The sequence below is a fragment of the Amycolatopsis acidiphila genome (assembly GCF_021391495.1).
Classification (GTDB): domain Bacteria; phylum Actinomycetota; class Actinomycetes; order Mycobacteriales; family Pseudonocardiaceae; genus Amycolatopsis_E; species Amycolatopsis_E acidiphila.
Map to the genome: position 1 here is coordinate 786721 of NZ_CP090063.1, position 22842 is coordinate 809562.

Sequence of the window (22842 nt, forward strand, 5' to 3'; positions counted from 1 at the left end):
ACTCAGTTCTCGCTGGGCTCGTCCGACTCGGGCTTGGGCTTGATCTCCGTGCCCTTGGGCGCCCGGCCGTTGCGCGCGCGGCGCGGCTGACGCGGGGCCGGCGGCGGCGGGGCGATCTGCGGGACGGCCGGGCCGCCACCGAGCATCAGCTCCGCGAAGGTCGCCATCGCCTCGTCCAGCTGGCCGCCGATGCGGCGCTCGGACTCCTCGTTGTGCTGGCGCACGAGGTTCGACACGTTGTCGGTGTCCGGACGGCTGGCCAGCGTGCCCTCGACGCGCGAGAAGCCGGTCTTGACCGAGCCGCCGAGGTCGCCGAACTGGGCGTTGACCCCGTCCTCGACCTTGTCGATGCGGCTGGCGAGGTCGTCGAGCCGGTTGGTGATGGTCTCCAGGCGGCCCGACACCCCGTCGAGGCGCTCCGAGGAGTCCACCATCTCGCCGGTCTCCTCGAGCGCGGTGCGCAGCGCCTGGCCGGTCGACTCGATGCGCTCGCGGGTGGCGTTGTCCAGGTTCTCGACGCGGGTGCGGAGGTCGGCGTCGCCGGACTCGATCCGCTCGCGGAGGTCGGCGGCACCGGTCTCGACGCGCTCGCGCAGCGTCGACTCGGCGCGCTCGATGCGCTCGGTGACCGGGCCGTGCACCGACTGGGGCAGCGAGTCGAGCTTCGCGTCCTGCTTGTCCAGGTGCCCACCCAGCTCGTCGATCCGGCGGTGGATGTTCTGGAGCTTGTCCTCGAGGCCGTCCATGCGCCCCGCGACGCCCTCGAACCGGGCCGCGACCCCGTCGAGCCTGCCGTCGAGCTGGGCGAAGGGCTTGGCCAGCTTGTCGACGATGCTCTCCACCGCGCGGGCCACGTCCGCGATCGCGTTGTCCTGCGCCTCGAGCTTGGACATGGCCTCGTCGAGCCGCTCGGCCAGCACGCTGACCTCGGTGCGGTCGGGCAGCTCGGACAGACGCTTGCGCACGGCACCGAGCGAGTCCACGGGCGCCAGCCGGGCGTAGATGTCGTCGAGCGCGTCGAAGATCTGTTGCTGCTCGCTCTCACGGACTTCGGCCGCACGCACCAGCATGTTGCGCATCCGGTCGAAGGACGGCGCTCCAATGTGATTGTCAGTGGTCACTATCGATGTCCTTCGTCGGCGGGGAAAGAAGGGACGTTGGGCCGAAGCTTAACCGTGAGAAAATTGCTGTGGGTATCGCCCCCGTAAAGGCCGCCGGAAGCCGGTCTACTCAGTTGGCCCATTCCCGGGCGTCGCGCGGGAGCTGAGGGTTAGGTCGAGGTGGAGAGTTGCGCGGCCATCGGGGTGAAACGGCCTCGGTACGGTGAGGGCATGTCTGCTGTCATCCCGCCGCTGACCTTGGACTCCATCCGGAGCGTGCCCAAGGTGTTACTCCATGATCACCTGGACGGTGGCCTGCGCCCGGAGACCGTGATCGAGCTCGCCGAGGCCGTCGGCTACGACGCACTGCCCAGCACCGACGTCGAAGAGCTGGGCCACTGGTTCCGGGACGCGGCCGACTCCGGCTCGCTGGAGTCCTACCTCGAGACCTTCGCGCACACCTGCGGCGTCATGCAGACCGAGGAAGCGCTGGTCAGGGTCGCCGCCGAGTGCGCGGAGGACCTGGCGGCCGACGGTGTGGTCTACGCCGAGGTGCGGTATGCGCCCGAGCTGTTCGCCGAGCGCGGGCTGTCCCTGGACGCCGTTGTGCAGGCAGTCCAGACAGGGTTTGCGGAGGGTGAGCGTCGAGCCGCTGATCAGGGGAAAAACATCCGAATGGGTACTCTTCTGTGTGCGATGCGTCAGCACGCTCGCGCGCAGGAGATCGCCGAGGTTGCGGTACGTTACCGCGACGCCGGAGTGGTCGGGTTCGACATCGCGGGACCCGAAGCCGGATTTCCGCCCACTCGTAATCTCGACGCATTCGAATATCTGCGGACCAATAATGCGCATTTCACCATTCATGCCGGTGAGGCGTTCGGACTCGCGTCCATTTGGGAAGCGATTCAGCATTGCGGCGCGGAACGACTCGGGCACGGCGTGCGCATCGTGGACGACCTGAAGTCCGCTCCGGACGGCTCGGTCGAGCTCGGCCGGCTGGCCGCGTACGTCCGCGACCGCCGGATCCCGCTGGAGATCTGCCCGTCCTCGAACGTGCAGACCGGCGCCGCCACGTCCATCGCCGACCACCCCATCGGGTTACTGACCCAGCTGCGCTTCCGGGTGACCGTCAACACGGACAACCGGCTGATGAGCGGCTGCACGGTGTCGAGTGAGTTCGCCGCCCTCGCGGAGGCGTTCGGCTACGGCTGGGCCGATCTGCAGTGGTTCACGATCAACGCGATGAAGTCGGCGTTCATCGATTTCGACCAGCGCCTGGACCTGATCAACAACGTGATCAAACCCGGGTACGCCGCCCTGGTCTGACCCCTTCGGGCATTTTCCTTTCCCGCCGCAGCCCTGCACGCAGCGCGACAGGGCAGCGACGTCACGGCGGGTTAGGGGACGGCGGGCGCGTGGTGGTGGCGGGGGCTGGTGGGTCGCGGTGGGTGGGTGGTAATGGGTCGACGGTGACCGGTGCCGGTGAGCCGAGCTCGGCGTGCCCGTGGCGGGTCGGCCGTGGTGACCGGGGCTTGGTTTGCCGGTGATGGCGGGCCGGTGGTGGTGGGCCGGTGGTGGCGAGCGGCGGCTGGTGAGCCTGCGGATCGGTGGCGGTGGGTCGGCGGTGGTGGGCCGGTGGTGGCGCGTCGGCGGTGGCGCGTCGGCGGTGGTGGTTCGGGGGGTGGCGAGCGGCGGCTGGTGAGCCTGCGGATCGGTGGCGGTGGGCCGGTGGTGGCGAGCGGCGGCTGGTGAGTCGCGGGTCGGCTCGGTTCCTGTCGAGTCGCAGACCCGGCTCGACCGGCTACCGGCGGCCCATCCGGCGGCGGTTCGCCCCTCGCCCGTGTGAATGGCCATGCCCGCCCGCCTGGCTCCGTTCGCCCTGCCCGGCCCGGCTCCGCTCACCCCGGCCAGCTCAATCCGCCCGCTCCCGCGGGGCGCGGTGCCGTCCCAGCGCCACCCGTCGCCCTCATCGCCCGCCGCCACCCCGCGACCGCCGCCGCCTCCCGCCTGAGCCGCATCTCGGCCGGCCACCATCGCGACCACCCATCGCCCACCTCAGCAGCACCGCCACACCCGAAAACCCTTGCGGTACTTAGCACCAGTAACTAAAGTCCAAAATGTAAGAAAACCATCTCACCATACGGGACAACGATGAGCGACACCGCGACACTGGGCACGGAGAGCAAACGACGCTGGGGCATCCTCGCGCTCGGGCTCGCCGCTCAGACCGCCAGTTGCTCGTTCCTCTACGGGATCCCGTTCCTCGTCCCCCAGATGCGCGCGGCCGACGGCCTGTCGCTCGCGCAGGCGGGCACGGTCGTCGCCGCGCCGAGCATCGGGTTGTTGTTCACCCTGATCGCCTGGGGTGCGCTCGCGGACCGCTACGGCGAGCGGCTCGTGATGGCCATCGGGCTCGGGGTGTCCGGGCTGCTGTTGCTCGCGGTCGGGCTCACCAGCCCGTCGCTCGGGGTGATGTTCGGGCTGTTCCTGCTCGCGGGCGCGAGCACGGCGTCGGTCAACGCCGCCAGTGGCCGGGCGGTCATGGGCTGGTTCGCGCCGTCCGAACGCGGGGTCGCGATGGGCATCCGGCAGACCGCGCAACCCCTCGGCGTGGGCGTCGCGGCGCTGGCGCTGCCGCCGCTGGCGCAGCACTGGGGCTTCCACACCGCGATGCTGTTTCCCGCGTGCTTCGCGCTGCTCGTCGCCGGCCTGGTCGCGTGGCTCGTCCTCGACCCGCCGCGGCCCGCGAAGAAGGCCGGCGCGGCGAAGGCGCTCTCGCCCTACCGCCGGCCGACGTTGTGGCGGCTGCACGGCGCCAGCTCGCTACTGGTGGTGCCGCAGTTCGCGGTCTCGGCGTTCGCGCCGGTGTACCTGGTCACCGCGCACCACTGGAGCCCGCTGGCCGCCGGGTGGTTCCTCGCCGCGGTGCAGGCCCTGGGCGCGGCGGGACGGCTGGCTTCGGGCTGGTGGTCCGACCGCGTCGGCAGTCGCCTGCGCCCGATGCGGCAGCTGGCGGTGTTGAGCGCGGCGGTGATGTTGCTCGTCGCACTGGGCGACGTGACGTGGCTGTGGCTGGTGCTGCTGGCGCTGGTGCTCGCGGCGGTCATCACCGTCGCGGACAACGGGCTGGGCTTCACGGCCTCCGCGGAGCTGGCCGGCATCGACTGGGCGGGCCGCGCGATGGGCGCGCAGAACACCGCGCAGAACGTGGCATCATCGCTGACCCCGCCCCTGCTGGGGCTCGTCATCGGCGATTCCCGTTACGCGCTGGCGTTCTGCGTGGTCGCGGTCTTCCCGTTGCTGGCGATCGGCCTGACCCCGGTCCGCGCGGAACGGGGCTAGCGTTACTTCCCGTGCACCCGCAGGCGGTTCTCGAAGGACTCGACCAGCTTGCGCCACTCGCTCTGCTCGGTGTCGAACGGCGCGCTCGGCGCGAGCCGGTTCGGGTCGGGCCGGAGCACGAAGGACACCAGCCAGCCCAGACTCTCCGAAGAGGACAGTGCGGTGGCCACCGTGTCGTCGTCGGCCCAGTCGCCGGCGTCGGTCAGCAGTTCCACGGCCAGCTCGAGCTGCGTCGGGTCGATGGAGTCGGTGCCCTCGGCGAGGTCCTCGGCCAGCCCGGCGAGCACGTAGGTGTTGTCGGAGTCGACGTCGATCTCCAGCTCGCCCGCCGCCGCCTTCGTCAGCACTTCGTCCCAAGTGGACACCTGCGCGAGGTCGGTGTCGGTCAGCTCGCCGCTGTCCGCCAGCGCCCTGCCCAGCGCCTTGGTCGAGCCGTACACGTCGATCCGGCCCTCGCTGCCGAGGAACACCGGCTCGTCGTCGAGGTAACAACGCAGCGTGTAGTACTCGCTGTCGGACGTGACGATCTTGATCGGGTCGATGCCGACCTCGGCCCAGAAACCCGTCGGCTCTTCCTCTTCGTCCTCTTCCTCGACGTCCTCGCCGACGGTGTCGAGGTCCTCGTCCTCCGCCTCGACCCCGGCCTCCGCCTCGGCGGACTCCTCGAGGAACGCGGCGAGCTCCTCGGCGGTCTGGTCCAGGATCGCGGCGTCGACGTCGGGCACCTTCACGAGGCTGTCGATCGCGTCGAGCACGGTGTCCCACTTCTCCGACACCGCCTCGGACAGGTCTGTCCACAAGCGCTCGCCCTCGCGGCCGGTGAACGGCAGCCGGCCCTGGTCCAGCAGCGAGAAGCCCTCGGTCGCGTCGAGCACCTCGTGCACCTCGTCGAGCTCGCAGACGTCCGCGAGCGACCGCACGATGCCGACGATCTCCGCCAGCTCGCTGATCGTCCACGAGTCCGGCTCCTCGGCGACCAGCTCGGGCACGCCGACCAGGTCGTAGGAGTGGTCGTCGTCGGGGATCAGCTCGGGCACGTTCAGCGCGGGCACGACCGACCACGCCGGGTGGTCGATCAGGTCGTGCTGCTCGGCCGTGCGGACGAACGCCGCCAGGTGCGCGGCATCGGGGAAGGCGTACAGGTCCTCGTCGTCGCCGAGGAAGGCCTCCCATTCCTCACCGTCCTCCCGCCAGCGCGGGGCCCAGAGGGTGACCAGGTCCCCCTGCGGCAGCCCGAGTTCAATCGGGACGATGTCCTGTGCCATGCCAAGCCTCCGGTTTACCACCTGTGTGCAGCGAAGCCTACGGGTTTGCGGGTGAAGCCGCGATGGGCCCCATGACCTGGGCGCCGGGGATGGCACGATGGGACACATAATGACACTCGCAGATCTCCTACCAGCGGATCCTGATCCCGACGCGTTGTTCGAAGCGTTCTCCTCCTGGACGGCCGAGCGCGGCATCGAGTTGTATCCCGCACAGGAGGAGGCGCTGATCGAGGTCGTCTCGGGCGCCAACGTCATCCTCTCCACGCCCACCGGTTCCGGAAAGAGCCTGGTCGCGGTGGGTGCCCATTTCACGGCGATGGCGCACGGTAAGCGGTCTTATTACACAGCGCCGATCAAGGCACTGGTTTCGGAGAAGTTCTTCTCGCTGATCGAGATCTTCGGCGCGGACAACGTCGGGATGATGACGGGTGACTCCAGCGTCAACCCGGACGCGCCCATCATCTGCTGCACCGCGGAAATCCTGGCGAACATCGCGTTGCGGTTCGGTGCGGACGCGCCCGTCGGGCAGGTCGTGGCGGACGAGTTCCACTTCTACTCCGAACCGGACCGCGGCTGGGCCTGGCAGGTGCCGCTGATCGAGCTGCGGCACGCACAGTTCGTGCTCATGTCGGCCACGCTCGGCGACGTGTCCTTCTTCGAGAAGGACCTGACGAGGCGGACGGGCCGCCCGACGGCGGTGGTGACCTCGGCGGAACGGCCGGTCCCGCTGACCTACCGGTACGCGCTGACGCCGTTGCACGAGACGATGTCCGACCTGCTGCACGGCGGGCAGGCGCCGGTCTACGTCGTGCACTTCTCGCAGGCCGCGGCCGTCGAGCGGGCGCAGGCGCTGATGAGCATCAACGTGACCACGCGTGCCGAGAAGGACGCGATCGCGGAGGTCATCGGCGACTTCCGGTTCTCGGCCGGGTTCGGCAAGACGCTGTCCCGGCTGGTGCGCCACGGCATCGGTGTGCACCACGCGGGGATGCTGCCGAAGTACCGGCGGCTGGTCGAGCAGCTCGCGCAGTCGGGGCTGCTCAAGGTGATCTGCGGGACGGACACCCTCGGCGTGGGCATCAACGTGCCGATCCGGACGGTGGTGTTCTCGGCGCTCACGAAGTACGACGGGGTGCGCCAGCGCCACCTCAAGGCGCGCGAGTTCCACCAGATCGCCGGGCGCGCGGGTCGCGCGGGGTTCGACACCGACGGTTACGTCGTCGTGCAGGCGCCGGACCACGTGGTCGAGAACGCGAAGCTGCTGGAGAAGGCGGGCGACGACCCGAAGAAGAAGCGCAAGATCGTCCGCAAGAAGGCGCCCGAGGGGTTCGTCAACTGGACGGAGAGCACGTTCGACCGGCTGATCGCGTCGCAGCCGGAGCCGCTGACGTCCAGTTTCCGGGTGAGCCACTCGATGCTGTTGAACGTGATCTCGCGGCCGGGCAACGCTTTCGAGCACATGCGGCATCTGCTGGAGGACAACCACGAGGACCGGCCGGCGCAGCGCAGGCACATCCTGCGCGCGATCGCGATCTACCGCGCGCTGCTGGCGGCGGGCGTCGTCGAGCGGCTGGACGAGCCCGACGAGGAGGGCCGCACTGTCAGGCTCACCGTGGACCTGCAGTTCGACTTCGCGTTGAACCAGCCGTTGTCGCCGTTCGCGCTCGCGGCGATCGACCTGCTGGACGTGGAGTCGCCGTCGTACCCGCTCGACGTCGTGTCCATCATCGAGTCCACTGTGGACGACCCCCGGCCGGTGTTGTCGCAGCAGCTGTTCAAGGCGCGGGGCGAGGCCGTGGCGGCGATGAAGGCCGAGGGCATGGAGTACGACGAGCGGATGGCGCTGCTCGACGAGGTCACGTACCCGAAGCCGCTGGAGGAGCTGCTCAACGCGGCGTACGAGACCTACCGGCGCGGGCATCCCTGGGTGGCTGACTATTCGTTGTCGCCGAAGTCCGTCGTGCGCGACATGTACGAGCGCGCGATGAATTTCGTGGAGTACATCAGCTTCTATTCACTCGCCAGGTCGGAGGGCTTGGTGCTCCGCTATCTCGCGGACGGGTACGACGCCTTGCGCCACACCGTGCCGGACGAGGCGAAGACCGAGCCGCTGCAGGATCTGATCGCGTGGCTGGGCGAGCTGGTGCGGCAGGTGGACTCGAGCCTGCTGGACGAGTGGGAGGCGTTGCGGCACCCCGGGGATCCGTCGGCACACGCGCCTTCACTGCCCGAGGGGCCGCCGCCGGTCACCCGGAACGAGCGGGCCTTCCGGGTGCTGGTGCGGAACGAGCTCTTCCGGCGCGTGGAGCTGGCGGCCCGGCGTGCGTACGAGGAGCTCGGTGCGCTGGACGGGGCCTCGGGCTGGGACGCGATCGAGTGGGAGGCGGCGCTCGAGGCGTACTTCGAGGAGTACGACGAGCTGGGCATCGGCCCGGACGCACGGGGCCCGGCGCTGCTGATCATCGAGAAGGAGGCGGAGATCTGGCGCGTGCGGCAGATCTTCGACGATCCCGAGGGAAACCACGACTGGGGCATCAGCGCGGAGGTGGACCTCGCCGAGTCGGACGAGGCAGGCGCAGCAGTCGTGCGCGTCACGGCGGTGGACCAGTTGTAGGGAGCCCGCTCAACCACTTCGCGAAGGCGACCCGGCAACGGCAGCCGAGAATGCCCGCGCGCAGCCCGCTCCCTAACCCCGATCCCCGCGTCCTTCAGCGGTCGGCACGCCGGGTCAAGGCATCTTTCCCGCCTTGACCCGGTGGGCCGACCGTTGAACACTCCGCGATCGGGGTGGGATGGGGCGTTCCCCAGCCACCTGCGCGCAGCGCGGCTTTGAAGATCAAGAGAAAGCTTGCGTCGTCGCTGCCCGAAAGCAAAAGCTTGCGGCTCCACCCCGAAGTGATCCCGCGAGTTCACGCCACGGGATGACCACCCGACTCTGGGGGTTTCCGGGCAAAAAAGAAGCCGGTTCCTGCCCCGTCGGGGCAGGGCAGGAACCGGCATACTGCCACCCTCAGAACCGGCGGCGCCTCCCCTCGGGCGCGGCGCCGGTCGGCGGCGCGGTCTGTTCCGGCGGCGGGTAGTTGCCTGCCACCGCCTGTTCCGGCGGCGGATAACCACCAGCCGTCGCGTTCGGATAGATCACCGGGTTGTTCAGCGGAGTGGCGGCGTCGGCGGGCGACTGCGCCGAATACGCCGGATCCTCGTACCCCTCCGGGCGGGACGGACGGCGGGCCGGGCGCGGTTCGGGGACCACATCGGACTTCGGCGGCTTCGGTGCGCGCCGGACCAGGCCCAGCAGGCCGAGCAGCCCGAACAGGCCCAGCAGCCCCCACATCCCCTTGTTGTCGTTCGTGCTGCCCTGGTCCTGCTGCTGGTCGTTCTGCTGCGGCTCCGGCTGCGTCCCGGCGTACTGCACCACGGGCACCGCCGCGTGCAGCGGCGCCGCCTCCGCGACCACCGGTCCGAGCGGCAGGACCACACCCAGTATCGCCGCCGCCATCCACCTGCGAACGTTCATGGCACTCCTCCACCGCACGCCGGGGCTGGTCCCCGGGCACCCGGCCACGATTACCCGGGCGTGCCGTGAAAGACGCCTTCGTCACCTTTGTGAGTGCCTGAAGCCACACGTGTGAGCGACGCCTCACCCCAGGTGAAACCTGTGGGCCGAAGTACAAACCACGCCCGAGCTGCGGCTACGCGCGTGTAGCATCCGGGCATGACCGATCTTCGCTCCCGGGTGATCGGGTGGGTGGGGCGTAAATACATCGAAAGAAAGCAGAAGAAGGGCGTCGATCTGCTTTCACTGCTGCCCGAGTCCACCCTGATGCCGTTGCGCCGCACCGAGCTCGACCCGGTCGCGGAGCTGGGCGCCAAGCGCGAGACCGAACCCGTCACGCGGCTGAAGCTGCCGTTCGGGCTGCGCGCGTGGCTGGTCACCGGCTACGACGAGGCCAAGGAAGTGCTCGCCGCCGCGGGCAAGTTCAGCAACGACTACACCAATCTCGTCGGCACCGCGGCGATGTCGGCCGACCAGAACCCCGGTGGCCTCGGCTTCGCCGATCCGCCGGACCACACGCGCCTGCGCAAGCTGCTGACGCCCGAGTTCACCATGCGCAGGCTCAGCCGCCTCACCCCGCGCATCGCGGAGATCATCGAGGACCAGCTCAAGGCGATGGCCGCGAGCGAGGGCCCGGTGGACCTGATGCAGTCCTTCGCGCTGCCGATCCCGTCGCTGACGATCTGCGAGCTGCTCGGCGTCTCCTACGAGGACCGCGCGGACTTCCAGCGGCTGAGCACGGTGCGGTTCGACCTGTTCGCCGGCGCGGGCGCCTCGTTCGGGGCGATCTCCGAGTCGCTGGCCTACCTCATGGACATCGTCAAGAAGCAGCGGGAATCGCCTGGTGACGGGCTGCTCGGCATGCTCATCAAGGAGCACGGCGACGAGATCTCCGACGTCGAGCTGGCCGGGCTGGCCGACGGCGTGCTCACCGGCGGCCTCGAGACCACCGCGAGCATGCTCGCGCTCGGCGCGATCGTCCTGCTGCGGGACCGCGAGACCTTCGAGCTGGTGCGCGACGACGACGAGTCGATCAACAAGTTCGTCGAGGAGCTGCTGCGCTACCTGACCGTGGTGCAGGCGGCGTTCCCGCGGTTCGCCAAGGAGGACGTCCAGATCGGCGACGCCCGTATCGCCGAGGGCGACATCGTGTTCGTGTCGCTCAGCGGCGCGAACCGGGACGCCAAGCTGGGCGAGAACATGGAGGGCTTCGACCCGAAGCGGGACTCGTCGTCGCATCTGGCGTTCGGCTGGGGCGTGCACCGGTGCATCGGCGCGGAGCTCGCGCGGATGGAGCTGCGTGCGGCGTATCCCGCCCTGGTCCGGCGCTTTCCCGAGATGCACCTGGCCGTCGCGCCCGAGGACCTTTCCTACCGGCAGACGTCCGTCGTCTACGGGGTCGACACGCTGCCGGTGCGGCTAACGCGCTAGCCGCCGCAGCCGTTCGGCGGCCGGGGTGTCGGTGATCAGCGTCGAGACCAGGCCCGAGCGCAGCACCGCGTCGATCGCCTCCGCCTTCGGCGCAGTGTAGCCGAGCGCGATGACCTCGGGCACGCGCAGCAGCTCCTCGGTGCTGATCGCGAGCACGTGGTGGGCGAGCCCGGTCGACAGCGGCTTGCCCTCACCGTCGAACAGCCGCGCCGCCACCTCCGCCTTCGCGCCCCGCGCGGTGATCGCCTCGCGCTCGTCGGGGTGCACCGAGTCGTACACAGTGGACTCTCCCGGCAACCACGCGCCGATGCTGACCACGGCCTTCGTCAGATGCTTGAACTGCCCGAACGTCTCGGCGATCCCGGGCTGCCGCCGCAGGATCTCGGTCGTGCGGCGGTCGGGCAGCACGAGCGGGCCGTAGATGGGGTAGGCCTCCGCGCCGGAGGTGGCGGCGAGCCGGCTGACCGTCTCCACCGACCGGTCACGCGTGTCGATGCCCGCCTGCACCCCGCACAGCTGCACCACCGGGCACTTCGCGAGCTTCCGCACGGCCTCGGTGGTGACGTTCACCGAACGCGCCCACGACAGCCCGAGCACGTCGTTCTCCGTCACGATCTCCGACAGCAGCCGCGCCGCGACCGCGCCGATGCGCCGCCGGACCTCAGGGCGATCGCCATCGCTGGCCGTGCGGTCCAGCACGAAGCACTGGTCGAGCCCGTAGGCCGACCGCACGTCGTCGGACAGCTGCACGTCCACCGGCACCGGCAGGTCGAAGTCGATTTGCACCAGGCCGCTCTCGCGTGCCCAGTCGAGCACCCGCGCCACCTTGAAGCGGCTGATGCCGAACTCCTCGGCGATCTCGATCTTGGACCGGCCCGCGACGTAGAACCGGTGGGCGATGACCGCCGAGGTCATCGTGTCGCTGAGGCTCCTTCTGGTGCTCATCTGAGCAATATAGCGTGAAGACGGTTGACGAGATATGGACGAAAGACCTCTAATGCTGCTGCGTGCATCTGAACACAGCGTCGTGAAGCGCTCATTTGAGCGCGAGGAGAGGTGAGCCGAAGTGCGGGCCGCGATCGTTGACCAACCGGGTTCGATTCGGGTCGGTGAGGTGCCCGATCCCACCCCCGGGGAGCGCCAGGTGGTGATCAAGGTCGGTGCCACCGGGATCTGCGGCACGGATCTGCACATCGCCGACGGGCACTTCCCGCCCACCCCTTACCCGATCGTGCCTGGCCACGAGTTCGCGGGCGAGATCGTCGAGCTCGGGCCGGACGTGCCGGGCGGCTGGCAGGTCGGCGACCGCGTCGCGGTCGACCCGTCGCTGTTCTGCGGGTACTGCGACCCCTGCCGGGCCGGGCACGGCAACCTCTGCGAGAACTGGGGTGCGACCGGCGACACCGTCGACGGCGCCTTCGCCGAGTACGTCTCGGTCCCGTCGGCCAACTGCTACCGCCTGCCGGGCCACCTGAGCTGGCAGGAGGGTGCGCTCGTCGAGCCGGTCTCCTGTGCGGTGCACGGCGTGCGGCGGATCGGCGTCGAAGCGGGAGAGCGCTTTCTCGTCGTCGGCGCCGGCACGATGGGCCTGATCATGCAGCAGCTGCTGCAGCGTGCGGGTGCCCGCGTGACGATGGTCGACCGCAACACCGCACGCCTGCCGCGTGCCAAGGACCTCGGCGCGCACGCCGTCGCCGGCGATGTGTCCGAACTGGACGGTGAGCGGTTCGACGCCTCCGTCGACTGCACCGGCGCGGTGCCCGCGATGGAGGCGGCCTTCGACGCGCTCCGGCGCGGCGGCCGATTCCTGGTCTTCGGCGTCGCACCCGCCGAGGCGCGGATAGCGCTTTCTCCGTTCCGCATCTACAACGACGAGATCACCGTGGTCGGGTCGATGGCGGTGCTGCACAGCTACGGTGCGGCCCTCGACCTGGTCGCAACGGGCGCGGTCGACACGCACGCACTGCTCACCGATGCGCTCCCGCTCGAGAAGTTCCCGGAGGCGCTGGAGCTGATGCGCAGCGGCGCCGGGTTGAAGGTGCAGGTACTCCCGGGAGCGACCAATGGGTAAACGCCTCGCGCTACTGGCCGTCGCCGCGCTGCTCACCCTCACCGGCTGTGCCGGGGCGGGGGCGATCGGCGCGGGCGGCCGGACGCTCGTGATCGCGATCGTGTCCAACCCCCAGATGAACGACGCCGTCGCGCTGTCCGACCAGTTCGAGGCAGCGAACCCGGGCGTCAAGCTCAAGTTCGTGTCGCTGCCGGAGAACGAGGCACGCGCGAAGATCACCGCCTCGACCGCGACCCAGGGCGGCGAGTTCGACGTGGTGATGATCAGCAACTACGAGACCCCGCAGTGGGCGGCCAACGGCTGGCTGGAGAACCTGCAGCCCTACGTCGACGGCACCCCCGGTTACGACCCGAACGACTTCGTCCCGAGCATCCGCGACTCCCTGTCGTACCAGGGGTCGATGTACGCGGTGCCGTTCTACGGCGAGTCGTCGTTCCTGGCCTACCGCAAGGATCTGTTCGAGAAGGCCGGGCTGACGATGCCCGCGCATCCCACCTGGCAGCAGATCGCGGACTTCGCCGCGAAGCTCGACGACAAGAACGCCGGTGTCTCCGGGATCTGCCTGCGCGGAAAGCCGGGCTGGGGCGAGAACCTCGCGCCGTTCGACACGGTCGCGAACACCTTCGGCGCCTCGTGGTTCGACCAGAACTGGAACGCGCAGCTGACCTCCCCGCAGTTCAAGGCGGCCGCGAACTTCTACGTGAACCTGGTCCGCCAGCACGGCGAGGTCGGCGCGTCCAGCGCCGGGTTCTCCGAGTGCGGCACGCGCTACGCCCAGGGCCAGGCCGCGATGTGGTACGACTCGACAGTCATGGCCGGCACCAACGAGGACCCGTCCAGCAGCGAGGTCGTCGGCAAGTCCGGCTACGTGGCCGCGCCGGTGGAGCAGACCAAGGCCAGCGGCTGGCTCTACACCTGGTCGCTCGCGATCCCCAAGGTGGCCAAGGACAAGCAGGCCGCGTGGAGCTTCCTGAACTGGATGACCGACAAGGAGTTCGTCCAGCTGGTGGGCAAGACCGACGGCTGGAACGCGGTGCCGCCGGGCTGCCGGCTCTCGACCTACCGGATACCCGAGTACCAGCAGGCCGCGAAGGCCTACGCACAGCCGACCCTCGACAGCATCGACGCCGCGCAGTCGGCGAACGTGCGCGTCCAGCCGGTGCCCTACAGCGGCATCCAGTTCGTCGGCATCCCGGAGTTCCAGGATCTCGGCACCAGGGTGAGCCAGGAGCTCTCCGCCGCGATCGCCGGGCAGATCAGTGTCGACGAGGCACTCGACCAGTCCCAGAAGTACGCGCAAACCGTCGGCGATTCCTATCGGGAGACGAAATGACTGCGGTCGCGCCCTCTCTCCAAACAGGACGGACATCCCGGACCAGGACGACCGCGAAGCCCAAGGGCGCGGCCTGGGCCAGGCGGGCGCCGTTGCTGCCCGCGCTGCTGTTCACCATCGTGGTGACGCAGATCCCGTTCATCGTCACGGTGGTCTACTCGTTCCAGTCCTGGAACCTCGTCCGGCCCGGCTCGTCCCATTTCGTGGGGGTGCAGAACTACGTCGACGTCTTCACCGACAGCCAGTTCCGGGTGGCACTGCTCAACACGGTGCTCATCACCGTGGTCTGCGTGCTGATCGCACTGCTGCTGGGCCTGGGGCTGGCGATCCTGCTGGACCGCAAGTTCCTCGGCCGGGGCGTGGTGCGGACGCTGCTGATCACGCCGTTCCTCATCCTGCCGGCGGCGGGTGCGCTGCTGTGGAAGACCACGATGTTCGACCCGACCTACGGGCTGCTGAACTTCGTGTTCGGCGGGGACACCGACTGGCTCTCGGAGTTTCCGCTGAGCTCGGTGATGGTGCAGATCATCTGGCAGTGGACGCCGTTCATGATGCTGCTGCTACTGGCCGGCTTGCAGAGCCAGCCGAAGGACGTGCTGGAGGCGGCCTCTGTGGACGGTGCCGGCCGGTGGCGCACGTTCGCCTCGATCACGCTGCCGCACCTGTCGCGGTACATCCAGCTGTCGGTGCTGCTGGGCGCGATCTACATCGTGAACAGCTTCGACGCGATCTTCCTGATGACGCAGGGCGGCCCCGGCACCGCGAGCACGAACCTGCCGTACTACATCTACCAGCGCGCCTTCCAGGGCTTCGACGTCGGCCAGTCCTCGGCGATGGGCGTCATCGTGGTGATCATGACGCTGATCGTGGCGACCTTCGCGCTGCGGCTGATGTTCCGCACCTTCGACGTGAGCAGGGGTGTGAAATGACCACGCACACACAGCGCCGGTTCGGGCGCGCGTCGCTGACCGTCGTCACCTGGGTGATCGCGATCCTGTTCGTGTTCCCCCTGCTGTGGATGATCCTGACCTCGTTCAAGCAGGAGGCCGACGCCTACACCGACCCGCCGAAGCTGGCGTTCGGCCCGACGCTCTCGCAGTTCGCGAGCATCCTCGACCGAGGTTTCCTGCCCTACCTGGCCAACTCGGCGTTCGTGACGGTCGTGTCCACGCTGATCGTGCTGCTGGTCGGCGTGCCCGCGGCGTACGCGCTCTCGCTCGCGCCGGTGCCGAAGACCAGCAACGTGCTCGGCTTCTTCCTGTCCACGAAGATGCTGCCGATCGTCGCGGCGATCATCCCGCTGTACGTGATCTCGCAGAAGACGCAGCTGCTGGACAACGTGTGGGCGCTGATCATCCTCTACACGGCGATGAACCTGCCGCTGGCGATCTGGATGATGCGCTCGTTCTTCCTCGAGGTGCCGACGGAGATGATCGAGGCCGGCCGCGTCGACGGCGCGAAGCTGCCGTTGCTGCTGTCCAGGGTGATCCTCCCGGTGGTCGCGCCCGGGATCGCGGCGACGGCGCTGATCTGCGTGATCTTCTCGTGGACGGAGTTCTTCTACGCGGTGAACCTGACCGCGGCGCGGGCCGGCACGGTGCCGGTGTTCCTCGTCGGGTTCATCACCAGTGAGGGCCTGTACTGGGCGCAGCTGTCGGCGGCTGCGCTGCTCGCGTCGCTGCCGGTGATGATCGTCGGCTGGATCGCGCAGAACCACCTGGTGCGCGGCCTGTCGATGGGCGCGGTCAAGTAGCGGCGAGGGGACCCCGGGCTCCGGGGTCCCCGCACCGTCACTCCTCGATGGACAGCGCCTGGCTCGGGCAGATGTGCACCGCTTCCCTGGCCTTGCGCTCGTCCGCCGGATGCTCGGCGAGCACGATGACCGTCCCGTCCTCCTCGCTCTGGTCGAAGGTCTCGGGATCGGTCAGCACGCACTGGCCCGCGCCGACGCAGACGTCGGTATCGGCGATGATTCGCATGGCTTTCCCTACCAGGTCACCGGGAGCTCGTACAAGCCGTAGATGTTGGCGTCGTCCTTGAACGGCAGCTCCGCGGACGGCTTGGCGAGCCGGAGCCCCGGCACCTTCCGGAACAACGTGTCGAACACGATCTGCAGCTCCATCCGCGCGAGGTTCTGGCCGAGGCACTGGTGCGCCCCGAAGCCGAACGCGATGTGGTGTCGCGCGCCCCGCTCGACGTCGAGGTCGTCGGGTTGCTCGAACGCCTCCGGATCCCGGTTCGCGGTGTTGCCCAGCGCGATCACGCCCTCGCCCTTGCGGATCAGCACCCCGCCCAGCTCGATGTCCTCGGTGGCGACGCGCGAGGTCGCGAACTCCGCGATGGTGAAGTACCGCAACAGTTCCTCGACCGCGCTCGGCGTCTTCGCCGGGTCCTCGCGGATCGCCGCCAGTGCCTCGGGATGCTCCAGCAGCGCCACCGTGCCCAGCGAGATCATGTTCGCGGTGGTCTCGTGCCCGGCGATGAGCAGCAGGAACGCGAGGCTGACCAGCTCCTCGCGGGCGGTGGTCCGCTCGAGCTGCCGGCTGAGCAGGTCGTCGCCCGGCTCCTGCTCCTTGCGGGTGATCAGGGCGTCCAGGTAGCTCCGCAGCTCGTCGACCGCCGCCACGCGTTCGTCGCCCGGGGTGGTCCGGCGCAGCAGCGTGGACGAGCGCGTCTGGAAGAACTCGTGGTCGGCGTAGGGCACGCCGAGCAGCTCGCAGATCACGAGCGAGGGGACCGGCAGGGAAAGGGCTTGCACGAGGTCGGCCGGCTTCGGGCCGGCGAGCATCGCGTCCAGGTGCTCGTCGACGATCTGCTGGATCCGCGGGCGCAGCGCGGCCATCCGCTTGACGGTGAACTCCCCGACCACCGCGCGGCGGGCAGGCCCGTGCTCGGGTGGGTCCATGCTGATCAGCGAGGCGCGGAAGTTCGTGACCCGGCGCTGGCTGAACAGCAGCAGGGGAAAGCCGGGATTGGCCCGGTCCGAGCTGAACCGCGGATCGGCCAGCATCGTGCGGATGTGCTCGTGCCGGGCGAGCGCCCAGACCTCGCCACCGCTGGGCAGCGTCACCCTGGAGATCGGTGCCTCCTCGCGCAGCCGGACGTGCTCGTCCGGCGGCGCGTAGGGACAACTCCTGGTGATGGGAAGCGTCGAAACAGTGGTCACGGTTCCACCCCGATCCGTACTCTAAGTATGCGGACGAATACCTTCCACTTCTCTTCCGACGCTACCGAAGCGGAAGGTATTCGTCCACCTGCCTTCGGATGCGACAATCAGGGCATGACCGCTGATCCGGACGTGCGCCTGCGCGCCGATGCGCGGCGCAACCGCGACCAGATCCTCGCGGCCGCCAAGGCGATGTTCGCCGAGGAAGGCCCTGACGTGCCGATGGAGGAGATCGCCCGGCGTGCCGGGGTCGGCGTCGGCACGCTCTACCGCCGCTTCCCGGATCGGGACGCGCTGATCAAGGCTGTCGCGCAGGACAACTTCGCGCAGGTGCTCGCCGAAGCCGAGGCCGCGGAGGGGGAGGAGCCGACGGCGTGGGAGGCGCTCGTCCGGCTGCTGAGCCGGTCGCGCGCGCTGCGGCTGAGCGTCCACCTGGCGCTGCTCTCGCCCCAGGCCTGGGCGACCATCCGCGAAGACCCGCAGACCCAGCATTTCCGCGACGAGATCATGGACGTGCTCGACCGGATCGTGGCGGGCGCGCAGCGCGAAGGCCAGCTCCGGTCCGACGTGGGCGCGGGAGATGTGGCCGTGCTCGTCTCGCTGCTGCTGAAGCGGGTGCCGGCGCCGAAGGACACGGCCGACGTGGTGACCGACCGTGTCCTCGCCCTCATGCTCGACGGCCTGCGCGCCCGTCCGGGCAGCCCCTTGCCCGGACGGGTCCTCACGGCCGCGGACCTGCGGGACCGCTAGCAAGTCCGCGCCCAGCTGCACTCGAGCTGCGACGGGTCCGCAGCCGCGGAGCGGACGGCGGGAGCGGCGGCCTGACGCACGTCGGCCGTGCCGTCGTACTGCGCCAGCCGGATCGCGACGGCGTCCTCGACGGCGCGCGGGCTGCCGAGGGTCTGGTTGCTGACCATCGAGAACACCAGTTGCTCGCCGTCGGCCGCGGTGACGTAACCCGACAGCGCGCTGACCCCGGTCATCGACCCCGTCTTGGCGTGCACCTTGCCCGCCGCGGGCGTGCCCACCATGCGCGTGCTCAGCGTCCCGCCGACCATCCGGTCCGGGTTCCCCGCGACCGGCAATGCGTTGTAGAACTCCTGGAACCACGGCTTTCCCCGGACGGCCAGCAGTGCGTCCGCCAGCTCGTCCGGTGACACCTCGTCCATTCGCGACAGTCCGGAGCCGTCCACCATCAGCAGCTGGGCGGGATCGACGCCGAACGTCGGAAAGTCCTGCCGCAGCTTCGTCAGCCCCGTCGCCCAGCTGCCGCCGCCAGTCGTCTTCACGAGCGCCTCGGCGTGCATGTTGTTGGAGCGCTTGAGGAACGGCGTGAGCAGCTCGCCGACGGTGATCGAGTCGTGCCCGGCGAGGCTCGCCGCCCCCGCGGGAGTCGCCGCGAAGCGGGTCCCGCCGAGCACGCGGACGCCGTGACGCGCCAGCGCGTCCCGGAACACCGACGCGGCCAGGCCGGTCGGCTCCCACACCGCCATCCATTCCTGGTCGGGCGCCGCGCCCACCGGGATCGAGCCGCTGACCGTGATGGTGTTGCCGCCGTGCGCCCGGTCGACGGTCAGCGAACCGGGACCGGTGACCGCGGTGTTGACCACGTGCACATAGCTGTTGGGCGGGGTGAGGGTCACCGTCGGAGCGGCACCGGCCGCACCCGGCTTGACCGTCACGATGACCGAACCGGCGTCGTAGTCCGTGTCCGGCGCGATGGTCAGCGCCGAGGTCTGCGCGTCGTAGTAGTACGGCTCGTCGTCCCACGCCCAGCCCGGGGCGAGCCTGGTCTTGTCGAAGAAGCCGTCGTCCGCGACCAGCGAGCCGCTGACCGTGCGCACGCCCGACGCGGCGACCTGCGCGGCGAGCGCGTCGTAGTCGCTCGCCAGCATCGTCGGGTCGCCGCCGCCGCGCAGGTACAGGTCACCGGCCAACAGCGATCCCGCACGCCTGCCGGGCGACTGGACGGACGTGTGGAACCGGTACTGCGTGCCGAGCAGGTCGAGCGCCGCCGCCGTCGTGAGCACCTTCGCGTTGGACGCGGGCTGTCGGCGGCGGGCGCTCTGGCTGGAGTACAGCACTTCGCCGGTGTCGGCCTTGCGCACTACCAAGCCGACGTCCGCGCCCTTCAGCGAGTTCGTGGCGAGCAGCGCGTCGAGGTCCTGACCCAGTGCGCCGGACGGGGCCGCCGCCGGGCCGGACGGAGCGACGACCACGACGGCGGCGGCGAGCAGCGCCAGCAGCCCCGCGCGTCCCTTGCTGGTGAACGACATCGCGGCAGCGTATTGCCGTGAAGCACCGACGCGGTAGCGCCGAACGGCGGTTGTTCTTGGCCTAGTCGCCCATCGGGTGCCACACGGTCTTCGCCTCGAGGTACCGGCGCAGCCGCGAGATGTCCGGGCGCTGCGTCCAGTCGGGCTCCTCGGCCGGCACGGACAGCACGCGCTTCACGGTCCCGGCCGCTTCGCGTGCCAGCGCGGCGCGGTCCTCGGCTCCGGTCGGGTCGAGCGCGTTGACGTCGCCGTGCGACGCGAGCCACGGGCCCAGTTCGGCCGCGCGCCCGGTGAGGATGTTCGCCACCCCGCCCGGCAGGTCGGACGTCGCGAGCACCTCCGACAACGTGATCGCGGGCAAGGGCCGCTCCCCGCTGCTCACCACGACGGCCGTGCAGCCGGTCGCGAGCACCGGGGCGAGCACGCTCACCAGCCCCAGTAGCGAGGACTTCTGTGGCGCCAGCACGCCCACGACGCCGGTCGGCTCCGGCACGGTGAACGAGAAGTACGGCCCGGCCACCGGGTTCGCCGCGCCGAGCACACTCGCGATCTTGTCGGTCCAGCCCGCGTACCACACCCAGCGGTCGATCGCTGCGTCCACGATGGACGCGGCGCGGCGACCGCCCTCGGACGCGGTGACCTCGGCGACGAACTGGTCCCGGCGGCCTTCGAGCATCTCCGCGACCCGGTAGAGCACCTGACCGCGGTTGTACGCCGTCGCGCCGGACCAGCCCGGAAAAGCCTTGCGGGCGGCGGAAACCGCGTCCCGCACGTCCTTGCGCGAGGCGTGCGCGGCGTTGGCGAGGAACTGGCCCTTGCCGTCCTGCACCGGGTACACCCGGCCGGACTCGGAGCGGGGGAACTTCCCGCCGATGTAGAGCTTATAGGTCTTGGCGACGGAGATCCGGTCAGACATCGAGGTATCCCTCCAGGCCGATGCGGCCACCTTCACGGCCGAAGCCCGATTCCTGGTATCCGCCGAACGGTGCGGCCGGATCGAAGCGGTTGAACGTGTTCGCCCAGACGACCCCGGCGCGCAGCCGGTTCGCGATCGAGAGGATCCGCGAGCCCTTGTCGGTCCAGATTCCGGCCGACAAGCCGTACGGGGTGTTGTTCGCCTTCGCGACAGCCTCGTCCGGGGTGCGGAACGTCAGCACCGACAGCACCGGGCCGAAGATCTCCTCGCGCGCGATCCGCATCGACTGGTGCACGTCGGAGAAGACCGTGGGCGCGAAGAAGAACCCGCGGTCGGGCACCGGGCACGAGCTGGTCCAGCGGTGTGCGCCCTCGGCCTCGCCGGCCTCGACAAGGTCGCGGATCTTCGTCAGCTGCTCGGCCGAGTTGATCGCGCCGAGGTCGGTGTTCTTGTCCAGCGGGTCGCCGAGGCGCAACGTGGACACCCGGTACCGCAGCTTGTCCAGCAGCTCGTCCACAATGGACTCCTGCACGAGCAGCCGCGACCCGGCGCAGCACACGTGGCCCTGGTTGAAGAAGATGCCGTTGACGACACCCTCGACGGCCTGGTCCAGCGGGGCGTCGTCGAAGACGATGTTCGCCGCCTTGCCGCCCAGCTCCAGCGTCAGCCGCTTCGCCGTGCCGGCGACCTCGCGCTGGATCAGCTTGCCGACCTCGGTGGACCCGGTGAACGCGATCTTGTCGATGCCCTCGTGCCGCACGAGCTGCTGGCCGACGTCACCGGCGCCGGGCAGGATGTTGACCACACCCGGCGGCAGCTCGGCCTGCTGGCAGATCTCGGCGAACACCAGCGCCGTCAGCGGCGTGGTCTCCGCGGGCTTGAGCACCACGGTGTTCCCGGTCGCGAGCGCGGGCGCGATCTTCCACGCCAGCATCAGCAGCGGGAAGTTCCACGGGATGATCTGCCCGGCCACGCCCAGCGGCTTCGGGTCCGGCCCGAACCCCGCGTAGTCCAGTTTGTCGGCCCAGCCCGCGTGGTAGAAGAAGTGTGCGGCGACGGTCGGCAGGTCGGAGTCGCGGGACTCCTTGATCGGCTTGCCGTTGTCGAGCGTCTCCAGCACCGCCAGCTCCCGCGAGCGCTCCTGGATCAGCCGCGCGATGCGGAACAGGTACTTCGCCCGCTCGGCGCCCGGCATCGGCCGCCAGACCTTCTCGTAGGCGCGGCGCGCGGCCTTCACCGCGGTGTCGACATCGGACTCCGACGCGGTGCCGACCTCGGCGAGCACCTCCTCGGTGGCGGGGTTGGTCGTCTTGAGCGGCTCGCCGGAGCCGTCCACGAACTCGCCGCCGATGAACGGCCGGTAGCTCGGTTTGAGGTTCGCCAGGTCGCGCGACTCGGGCGCGGGCGCGTATTCGAAGACAGGCACTAGTCCACCGTCACGTAGTCAGGGCCACTGTAGTGGCCGTCGAGCTGGGTGCGCCGCTGCAGCACGAGGTCGTTGAGCAGGCTCGACGCGCCGAAGCGGAACAGCTTCGAGGTCAGCCACTGCTCACCGGCGACCTCGTGCACCGCGACCAGGTAGCGGATCGCGTCCTTGGTCGTGCGGATGCCGCCCGCCGCTTTGACGCCGCGCAGCTCGCCCGTCGTGGTGAACCAGTCGCGGACCGCCTGCAGCATCACGTGCGTGACCGGCAGCGTCGCGGCGGGGGAGATCTTGCCGGTGGAGGTCTTGATGAAGTCGCCGCCCGCGAGCAGCGCGAGCCAGGACGCACGCCGCACGTTGTCGTAGGTGGCGAGCTCGCCGGTCTCGAGGATGACCTTCAGATGCGCCTCGCCGCAGGCGGCCTTGACCGCCTGGACCTCCTCGAAGACCTGCCCGTAGCGGCCTTCGAGGAACGCGCCGCGGTCGATCACCATGTCGACCTCGGTCGCACCGGACTCCACGGCGAGCGTGACGTCGGCGAGCTTGACCTGGCGGCTGGAGCGACCGGACGGGAACGCGGTCGCGACGCTGGCGACGCCGATCCCCGTGCCCTTGAGGTTCTCCACCGCCGTGGCGGCGAGGTCGGGGTACACGCAGACCGCGGCGACCTGCGGGGTGTCGGGCCGGTCGGGGTCGGGGCGCTTGGCCTTCGCGGCCAGCGCACGGACCTTGCCGCGGGTGTCCGCGCCTTCGAGGGTGGTCAGGTCGACCATCGAGATCGCGGTGTCGATGGCCCAGAGTTTGGCCGCCTTCTTGATGCTGCGCGTGGCGAGCGAGGCGGCCCTGGCTTCGACGCCGACCTGGTCGACGCCCGGCAGGCCGTGCAGGAACCGGCGCAGGGAGGCGTCGTCGCGGGTCGCGTCGTCGAGCCCCGCGGGGAGAGTGGATGTGCTCACCACCCGA

General features: G+C 69.7%; 20 protein-coding genes. 10 read left to right on the top strand and 10 right to left on the bottom strand.

Going from position 1 to position 22842, the window contains the following annotated elements:
- Nucleotides 1–2: 2 nt before the first annotated feature.
- Complete coding sequence (locus LWP59_RS03880; RefSeq protein WP_186383549.1) at nucleotides 3–1121, bottom strand: coiled-coil domain-containing protein; 1119 nt, start codon at nucleotides 1119–1121, stop codon at nucleotides 3–5.
- 210 nt (nucleotides 1122–1331) lie between these two features.
- Here LWP59_RS03880 and LWP59_RS03885 point away from each other — a divergent pair, with 210 nt between their 5' ends.
- From LWP59_RS03885 to LWP59_RS03895, 3 genes are all read left to right on the top strand, one after another.
- Entirely contained in the window at nucleotides 1332–2426 is a 1095-nt protein-coding gene (locus tag LWP59_RS03885; protein ID WP_144644060.1) for an adenosine deaminase, read from the top strand.
- Nucleotides 2427–2646: 220 nt separating this feature from the next.
- The gene (locus tag LWP59_RS03890) at nucleotides 2647–2802 is read left to right on the top strand and encodes a hypothetical protein (protein ID WP_191334878.1); all 156 of its coding nucleotides are present in this window, start codon (nucleotides 2647–2649) and stop codon (nucleotides 2800–2802) included.
- A 449-nt stretch (nucleotides 2803–3251) separates the two neighbouring features.
- Complete coding sequence (locus tag LWP59_RS03895; protein WP_144646194.1) at nucleotides 3252–4442, top strand: MFS transporter; 1191 nt, start codon at nucleotides 3252–3254, stop codon at nucleotides 4440–4442.
- A gap of 2 nt (nucleotides 4443–4444) precedes the next feature.
- Here LWP59_RS03895 and LWP59_RS03900 read toward each other — a convergent pair whose 3' ends face one another.
- Nucleotides 4445–5707, bottom strand: a complete 1263-nt coding sequence (locus tag LWP59_RS03900) for a primosomal protein (RefSeq protein ID WP_144646191.1) — start codon at nucleotides 5705–5707, stop codon at nucleotides 4445–4447.
- 109 nt (nucleotides 5708–5816) lie between these two features.
- Between LWP59_RS03900 and LWP59_RS03905 the strand changes: the two genes are divergently transcribed.
- Nucleotides 5817–8321, top strand: coding sequence for a DEAD/DEAH box helicase (locus LWP59_RS03905; protein ID WP_144646190.1), 2505 nt, complete (start codon nucleotides 5817–5819; stop codon nucleotides 8319–8321).
- A 396-nt stretch (nucleotides 8322–8717) separates the two neighbouring features.
- Here the strand turns inward: LWP59_RS03905 and LWP59_RS03910 are convergent, their stop codons facing one another.
- Nucleotides 8718–9224 carry a WGxxGxxG family protein gene (locus LWP59_RS03910; protein WP_144646187.1) on the bottom strand — a complete coding sequence of 169 codons (507 nt, stop codon included), beginning with the start codon at nucleotides 9222–9224 and terminating at the stop codon, nucleotides 8718–8720.
- A gap of 198 nt (nucleotides 9225–9422) precedes the next feature.
- On the opposite strand from LWP59_RS03910, the gene LWP59_RS03915 reads away from it, so the two are divergent.
- The gene (locus tag LWP59_RS03915; protein ID WP_191334879.1) at nucleotides 9423–10694 is read left to right on the top strand and encodes a cytochrome P450; all 1272 of its coding nucleotides are present in this window, start codon (nucleotides 9423–9425) and stop codon (nucleotides 10692–10694) included.
- Here the strand turns inward: LWP59_RS03915 and LWP59_RS03920 are convergent.
- Nucleotides 10683–11639 (bottom strand): sugar-binding transcriptional regulator, encoded by a 957-nt coding sequence (locus LWP59_RS03920; RefSeq protein ID WP_144646369.1) that lies wholly within the window; start codon nucleotides 11637–11639, stop codon nucleotides 10683–10685. The two genes, LWP59_RS03915 and LWP59_RS03920, sit on opposite strands and share 12 nt — an antisense overlap.
- Before the next feature lie 121 nt (nucleotides 11640–11760).
- Between LWP59_RS03920 and LWP59_RS03925 the strand changes: the two genes are divergently transcribed.
- Genes LWP59_RS03925 through LWP59_RS03940 form a run of 4 tightly spaced genes read left to right on the top strand, consistent with a single transcriptional unit; the run spans nucleotide 11761 to nucleotide 15851 of the window.
- A complete protein-coding gene (locus tag LWP59_RS03925) occupies nucleotides 11761–12765 on the top strand; it encodes a zinc-dependent alcohol dehydrogenase family protein (protein ID WP_191334880.1) in 1005 nt (334 codons plus the stop codon).
- Entirely contained in the window at nucleotides 12758–14098 is a 1341-nt protein-coding gene (locus tag LWP59_RS03930; RefSeq protein WP_144645809.1) for an ABC transporter substrate-binding protein, read from the top strand. Before LWP59_RS03925 ends, LWP59_RS03930 begins: the two co-directional genes overlap by 8 nt.
- Nucleotides 14095–15027 carry a carbohydrate ABC transporter permease gene (locus tag LWP59_RS03935; RefSeq protein WP_144645807.1) on the top strand — a complete coding sequence of 311 codons (933 nt, stop codon included), beginning with the start codon at nucleotides 14095–14097 and terminating at the stop codon, nucleotides 15025–15027. Before LWP59_RS03930 ends, LWP59_RS03935 begins: the two co-directional genes overlap by 4 nt.
- Entirely contained in the window at nucleotides 15024–15851 is an 828-nt protein-coding gene (locus LWP59_RS03940; RefSeq protein ID WP_144645805.1) for a carbohydrate ABC transporter permease, read from the top strand. The genes LWP59_RS03935 and LWP59_RS03940 overlap by 4 nt, the downstream gene beginning before the upstream one ends.
- A gap of 37 nt (nucleotides 15852–15888) precedes the next feature.
- Here the strand turns inward: LWP59_RS03940 and LWP59_RS03945 are convergent, their stop codons facing one another.
- Both LWP59_RS03945 and LWP59_RS03950 read right to left on the bottom strand, forming a co-directional pair.
- Entirely contained in the window at nucleotides 15889–16077 is a 189-nt protein-coding gene (locus LWP59_RS03945) for a ferredoxin (protein WP_144645803.1), read from the bottom strand.
- A gap of 8 nt (nucleotides 16078–16085) precedes the next feature.
- Nucleotides 16086–17264, bottom strand: coding sequence for a cytochrome P450 (locus tag LWP59_RS03950; RefSeq protein ID WP_229858398.1), 1179 nt, complete (start codon nucleotides 17262–17264; stop codon nucleotides 16086–16088).
- 114 nt (nucleotides 17265–17378) lie between these two features.
- Between LWP59_RS03950 and LWP59_RS03955 the strand changes: the two genes are divergently transcribed.
- Nucleotides 17379–18014, top strand: a complete 636-nt coding sequence (locus LWP59_RS03955; protein ID WP_144645801.1) for a TetR/AcrR family transcriptional regulator — start codon at nucleotides 17379–17381, stop codon at nucleotides 18012–18014.
- On the opposite strand, the gene dacB is transcribed toward LWP59_RS03955, so the two are convergent.
- The 4 genes from dacB to deoC all read right to left on the bottom strand — a co-directional run bounded on the left by dacB (nucleotide 18011) and on the right by deoC (nucleotide 22835).
- The gene (dacB, locus tag LWP59_RS03960; RefSeq protein WP_144645799.1) at nucleotides 18011–19540 is read right to left on the bottom strand and encodes a D-alanyl-D-alanine carboxypeptidase/D-alanyl-D-alanine endopeptidase; all 1530 of its coding nucleotides are present in this window, start codon (nucleotides 19538–19540) and stop codon (nucleotides 18011–18013) included. The two genes, LWP59_RS03955 and dacB, sit on opposite strands and share 4 nt — an antisense overlap.
- A 61-nt stretch (nucleotides 19541–19601) precedes the next feature.
- Nucleotides 19602–20456 (bottom strand): aldehyde dehydrogenase family protein, encoded by an 855-nt coding sequence (locus LWP59_RS03965; RefSeq protein WP_144645797.1) that lies wholly within the window; start codon nucleotides 20454–20456, stop codon nucleotides 19602–19604.
- Nucleotides 20449–21882 carry an aldehyde dehydrogenase family protein gene (locus LWP59_RS03970; protein WP_144645795.1) on the bottom strand — a complete coding sequence of 478 codons (1434 nt, stop codon included), beginning with the start codon at nucleotides 21880–21882 and terminating at the stop codon, nucleotides 20449–20451. The genes LWP59_RS03965 and LWP59_RS03970 overlap by 8 nt, the downstream gene beginning before the upstream one ends.
- Nucleotides 21882–22835 (bottom strand): deoxyribose-phosphate aldolase, encoded by a 954-nt coding sequence (gene deoC / locus LWP59_RS03975; RefSeq protein ID WP_144645793.1) that lies wholly within the window; start codon nucleotides 22833–22835, stop codon nucleotides 21882–21884. Before deoC ends, LWP59_RS03970 begins: the two co-directional genes overlap by 1 nt.
- Nucleotides 22836–22842 lie beyond the last annotated feature (7 nt).

Excerpts from the sequence above, each read along its gene's own strand:
- LWP59_RS03885 (WP_144644060.1), top strand. The coding sequence starts at position 1,332 with ATGTCTGCTGTCATCCCGCCGCTGACCTTGGACTCCATCCGGAGCGTG.
- LWP59_RS03890 (WP_191334878.1), top strand. The coding sequence starts at position 2,647 with ATGGCGGGCCGGTGGTGGTGGGCCGGTGGTGGCGAGCGGCGGCTGGTG.
- LWP59_RS03895 (WP_144646194.1), top strand. The coding sequence starts at position 3,252 with ATGAGCGACACCGCGACACTGGGCACGGAGAGCAAACGACGCTGGGGC.
- LWP59_RS03900 (WP_144646191.1), bottom strand. The coding sequence starts at position 5,707 with ATGGCACAGGACATCGTCCCGATTGAACTCGGGCTGCCGCAGGGGGAC.
- LWP59_RS03905 (WP_144646190.1), top strand. The coding sequence starts at position 5,817 with ATGACACTCGCAGATCTCCTACCAGCGGATCCTGATCCCGACGCGTTG.
- LWP59_RS03910 (WP_144646187.1), bottom strand. The coding sequence starts at position 9,224 with ATGAACGTTCGCAGGTGGATGGCGGCGGCGATACTGGGTGTGGTCCTG.
- LWP59_RS03915 (WP_191334879.1), top strand. The coding sequence starts at position 9,423 with ATGACCGATCTTCGCTCCCGGGTGATCGGGTGGGTGGGGCGTAAATAC.
- LWP59_RS03920 (WP_144646369.1), bottom strand. The coding sequence starts at position 11,639 with ATGAGCACCAGAAGGAGCCTCAGCGACACGATGACCTCGGCGGTCATC.
- LWP59_RS03930 (WP_144645809.1), top strand. The coding sequence starts at position 12,758 with ATGGGTAAACGCCTCGCGCTACTGGCCGTCGCCGCGCTGCTCACCCTC.
- LWP59_RS03935 (WP_144645807.1), top strand. The coding sequence starts at position 14,095 with ATGACTGCGGTCGCGCCCTCTCTCCAAACAGGACGGACATCCCGGACC.
- LWP59_RS03940 (WP_144645805.1), top strand. The coding sequence starts at position 15,024 with ATGACCACGCACACACAGCGCCGGTTCGGGCGCGCGTCGCTGACCGTC.
- LWP59_RS03945 (WP_144645803.1), bottom strand. The coding sequence starts at position 16,077 with ATGCGAATCATCGCCGATACCGACGTCTGCGTCGGCGCGGGCCAGTGC.
- LWP59_RS03955 (WP_144645801.1), top strand. The coding sequence starts at position 17,379 with ATGACCGCTGATCCGGACGTGCGCCTGCGCGCCGATGCGCGGCGCAAC.
- dacB (WP_144645799.1), bottom strand. The coding sequence starts at position 19,540 with ATGTCGTTCACCAGCAAGGGACGCGCGGGGCTGCTGGCGCTGCTCGCC.
- LWP59_RS03965 (WP_144645797.1), bottom strand. The coding sequence starts at position 20,456 with ATGTCTGACCGGATCTCCGTCGCCAAGACCTATAAGCTCTACATCGGC.